The organism is Actinocorallia lasiicapitis (assembly GCF_054778695.1).
The window spans coordinates 1-4,638 of sequence record NZ_BAAGZI010000243.1 but is presented as its reverse complement, the minus strand read 5'-3'; the positions used below and the strand labels follow the sequence as shown (position 1 = coordinate 4,638).

General features: G+C 72.2%; 4 protein-coding genes. 2 read left to right on the top strand and 2 right to left on the bottom strand.

Annotation, left to right across the window (positions count from 1 at the left end; all coding sequences use genetic code 11):
- Positions 1–99 precede the first annotated feature (99 nt).
- Entirely contained in the window at positions 100–1,863 is a 1,764-nt protein-coding gene (locus ACYVE7_RS22925; RefSeq protein ID WP_460367066.1) for a hypothetical protein, read from the bottom strand.
- A 128-nt stretch (positions 1,864–1,991) separates the two neighbouring features.
- Here ACYVE7_RS22925 and ACYVE7_RS22920 point away from each other — a divergent pair, with 128 nt between their 5' ends.
- Both ACYVE7_RS22920 and ACYVE7_RS22915 read left to right on the top strand, forming a co-directional pair.
- Positions 1,992–2,630, top strand: a complete 639-nt coding sequence (locus ACYVE7_RS22920; protein WP_460367065.1) for an HAD family hydrolase — start codon at positions 1,992–1,994, stop codon at positions 2,628–2,630.
- Between the two features lie 66 nt (positions 2,631–2,696).
- Positions 2,697–4,067 carry a sulfatase family protein gene (locus ACYVE7_RS22915; protein WP_460367064.1) on the top strand — a complete coding sequence of 457 codons (1,371 nt, stop codon included), beginning with the start codon at positions 2,697–2,699 and terminating at the stop codon, positions 4,065–4,067.
- Here the strand turns inward: ACYVE7_RS22915 and ACYVE7_RS22910 are convergent.
- The coding region (locus ACYVE7_RS22910) for an MFS transporter (protein ID WP_460367063.1) at positions 4,051–4,638 on the bottom strand (588 nt) is incomplete at its 5' end. The genes ACYVE7_RS22915 and ACYVE7_RS22910 overlap by 17 nt on opposite strands.

Here is a 4,638-nt window from a genome sequence, read left to right as displayed (position 1 = left end):
GGTCGATGACGACCGCCGCCGCGATGACGCCGATGATGGCCAGGGCCGGGACGAAAAGGGCTATGGCCTCGACTGCGGCGTGATGGGCGAGGATGGGGGTCATGTCCGAGACCGTACCGCCTCGCGCGGGGCGGCGACGGCGCGGGACGTCCGGCCGACCCCCCAGCCGAGGGCCAGCACCAGGGTGAGGGTGCAGGCCAGCACGATGAGTGAGGCGGCGGCCCACACCCAGCCGGGCACGTCGTCCTTCAGCTCCCGCTGGAGGATCTTGCGTTCGCTGCCGACGGGACGGGTGAAGCTCGCCTCGGCGGGCAGTTCGGTCGCGCCGATCGCGGGGTCGGCCGGCAGGTAGATCGGGACGGCCGCGAGCGTGCGCCCGTCGTGGATGCGGAGCAGGGTCTTCCAGTCGCCGGTCAGCGGCATCGGCTTGGTCGTCCGGTAGGTGGCGGGGCCGGTGCGCTCCAGCGGGTCGACGTGCAGCCCGCCGCCCTGCCAGGCGGTGATGTCGACCCATGCGGCGTCGTCGACGGGTGCGCTGAGCTGGACGGTCGCGTGGCCGTCGGGGGTCAGCGCGAAGGTCGCGGTCATGTCCTTGGGGATGCTGAACAGCAGCCCGTTGGCGACGGCTCCGGCGATGACGAGCAGGGACGCGGCGAACAGCGGCCGGCTGACCTGCGGGCGGGGCAGCCGGCCCTCGATGCCGAGGGCGAGCAGGCTGCCGAGCACTCCGCCGGCCAGACCGCCGGCGAGCGCCATCGCGACGCCTTCGACGATGATGTCGGAGTGCCAGGGTAGCGGGAACGCCACCTGGGTCCAGGCGTACTCGGCGGCGAACCCGACGGTGCCGATAGCCGCGCCGGACACCAGCCCGAACAGCAGCGGACGCCTGATCAGCAGCAGGGCGACGACCTCGACGCAGACCGCTTCGGCCAGGTACATCGGCACCGAGGGGGTCAGTTCGCCGATGACGGGGCCGACGGCGAGCGACACGCCGCCGCGGACCAGGAAGTAGAACAGTGCCGCGAAGACCGCGCCGCCCTTGCCGATCCAGAGCCGGGCCGCGACCAGCGCGCAGCCCGCCGCCAGCGCGATCATGAACGGCTGGTTGACCTGCCGGAACTGCGGCACCCCGAAGTCGAACTCGGCCTGGAACACCGACAGCCCGATGAGGAGGCCGCCGCAGATCATGCCGCGCCGCAGGTAGGAGAGCACCTTGCTGGGCTCCCCGGCGGCGGCGTCGGAACGGCCTTCGCGTTCCAGGACCATCAGGCCGACCAGCGACAGGCCCGCGCCGCCGATGAGCATGAGGTGGGTGGGGCCCCACAGGGTGACGTCCTGGCCGAAGATGCGGTGCCACACGTCGTCGAGGGGGAAGCCGAGCAGGGCGTAGAAGCCCGCGCCCGCCACCAGGATCGCCCCGGCGGGGGCGTACCAGGTCCGGGTGATCCGGATCGGGGACGGTCCCGGCCGGTCCTTGGGCAGGACGAGCGCGATCATGCCCGCGGCGAAGATGCCGAACAGTCCGATGAGGATCGGGTAGTGGGCGAGGTTGGCCAGGGGGCCTTCGTCCCGGCCGTGGGTGATGTGCAGGGAGATGTCCCAGTACATCCCGAGGAGTGCGGTGACCAGCGCGCCGAGCGCGACCGCGGACGGCAGCGACGCCCAGCCGGGCAGGGAGTCCCCGCCGACCTTGCGCGACAGTTCGGCCAGCCTGGTCAGGATCGGCAGCTTTCCGGTCCGATGTCCCCAGCCGAGGACGAGCAGGCCGACGGTGAGCACGAGCGCCGCTCCGCTGGCGATGAACACCTGGTCCAGGGCGGCGCCCCCGGCAGGCTTGATGACTTCTTCCGCTATCAGGTTCACAGCTTCCTCACATTCCCGGCACTACGCCCCGAAACATGACGGACTCTAACGGATCGGTCGGCTATGTGTCATTGGTCAATGTCTCATTGGCCGGTAATGGGGTTGCGGCGTCCGTCACAATGGGGGTCGTGATCTTGCACGTGTTCGACATGGACGGCACCCTCCTGCGCGGCACCACCGCGAGCCTGCATCTGGCCGGGCGGCTCGGCACCGTCGCCGAGCTGCGCGAACTCGAAGCCGGGTTCGCCTCGGGGCGGCTCGACACCCGCGGTTTCGCCGCCGAACTGCGCGCCCTCTGGCACGACCTCACCCCCGAGCTGGTCGCGGCGGCCTTCCGGGACGCGCCGTGGCTGGACGGGATCGCGGAGGTCTGCGCCGACATCCGGGCGCGCGGCGAGCACAGCGCCGTCATCACGATGTCGCCGGACTTCTTCGCCCGGCACCTGCTCGACCTCGGCGTCGACGATGTCGTGGCGTCCCGGTTTCCCGCCCTGCCGTTCCGGGAACCGCTCGATCCGGCCGGGATCCTCGACCCCGACGCCAAGGTGCGCGTCACCGGCGAACTCTGCGCCCGGCACGGGCTGGATCTGGAGCGGGTCGTCGCCTACGGGGACTCGATGTCCGACGCCCCGCTGTTCCGGCAGGTGCGCAGAACGGTCGCCGTCAACGCCGACCACCATGTCGCCGGACTGGCTGCCGTCTCCTATCAGGGCACGGATCTGCGTGCCGTCTACGCCCTTGGCCGCGCCTTGGCGAGTACAAGTTGAGTACGATCGGTCGCTCAGGGTAAGGATCGAGGGGCCTTCGCCCCTTCCCGGCTAAGGAGCCCCCGAGTGATCAGCCGTCGTAGCGTTCTGTCCGGCACCGCCTTCGCCGCGCTGTCGGCGCTGCCCGTCGCGGTGGCGTCGCCCGCGATCCTGCGGCCGGGGCCCGGCCGCCCGGCACGCCGCCCGAACGTGCTGGTCCTGGTCACCGACGACCAGCCCGGTGACACGCTCTGGGCACTGCCGAAACTCCGCCGGCACATGGAGCGGTACGGGATCGCCTTCACCGAAGCCCGCACGACCACCCCGCTGTGCGCCCCGGCGCGCTCCTCGATCCTCACCGGCCGGTACGCCCACCGGCACGGCGTGCGCGACAACGAGCACCCCCTGCTGCTCGACCCGCGGACCACCCTCCAGCACCGGCTGCGCGAGACCGGATACCGCACCGGGATGGTCGGCAAGTACCTCAACGGCTGGCGGGCCGGCGACGCCCCGCCTGGGTTCGAGAAGTACGCCGTCATGGCCAGGCCGCGCTACGAGGACGCCGTCTGGAACGTCGACGGGACCCAGCACAAGCGCTCGAAGTACACGACCACGGTCGTCCGGGAGGAGGCCGTCCGGTTCCTGCGCGAGGGCGACGACCGGCCGTGGTTCCTGTACGTCGCGCCGTACGCGCCGCACGCCCCGTTCCAGGCCGAGCCCAAGTACGCCGGGCTGGCCGTGCCGGAGTGGCGGCCGCGGCCGTCGGCGGGGGAGTCCGACCGCTCCGACAAGCCGCCCTACATCCAGGCGTCGGGCGCGACCAGCGCAGCGGGCCAGGACCTGCGGGCCAAGCAGCTCCGCGCCCTGCGCTCGGTCGACGACCTGTTCGCCGCCATGATCGAGGAGCTGGCGCGCGCCGGTTCGCTCGACGACACCGTGATCGCGGTGGTCAGCGACAACGGCTACAGCTGGTCCGACCACGGTTGGATGCGCAAGAGCGTGCCGTACGCCCCGGCCGTCCGGGTGCCGATGTGGCTGTCGTGGCCGGCCCGGCTGCCCGGCGGCGCCGACCGTCGGCTGGCCGCCAACATCGACCTCGCGGCGACCCTGCTGGAGGCGGCCCGTGCCGAACCCCTCGACGCCGACGGCCGGTCCCTGCTGTCGCCGTGGGAGCGGGAGGTGCTGCTGGTGGAGTGGTGGAACGGCCGGGAGAAGACCGCGAACCAGCCGCCCACCTGGGCGTCGGCGCTCACCCACGACCGGCAGTACATCGAGTACTACGACACCGTCCTCGACGACGCCGGGCTCCCCACCGAGGGGACCGGCGCCGTCACCTTCCGCGAGTCCTACGACCTGGTCAAGGACCCGCACCAGCTCACCAACCTGCTCGCCGACGACGACGCGACCTCCCCGCTGGCCGGGGTGCTGCGCGATCTGCGGCTCACCGGCGCGCGGTGAGCCCCGCCACCACACAGCCGGCCGCCCCGAGCACCGCGACGATCAGCGCCAGCGGCAGCGCGGTCGCGCCGAACGCCCCCGACAGTGGCCCGGTCAGCCCGCCGAACACCCACTGGACCAGACCGAACAGCGCCGAAGCACTGCCCGCGCGCGCCGAGGGCTGGCTCGACATCGCGAGCGTCAGCGCCATCGGGTAGATCAGGCCCTGCCCGGCGACCATCAGGAAGAACGCCGGTGACAGCAGCCCGATCCCGGCGTCGGCCAGGACCGCGACCAGCGCCAGGAGCCCGGCCGCCGCGGAGAAGCCGAGCCCGACGGCCAGCAGCGCCCGCATCGGCACCCGTCCGGCCAGCCGTCCCGCGATCTGGCCCGACAGCATCATCCCGACGGCGTTGACCGCGAACAGCAGGCTGTAGCCCTGCGGGCCGAGACCGTAGACGTCCTGGAAGACGAACGACGAACCGGCCAGATAGCTGAACTGGGCGCCGCTGGCGCAGCCCGCGGTCAGCGTGAACGCCAGGAAGCGCGGGTCGCGGCCGACCGCCGCCATCGACCGCAGGACGGCGCCGGG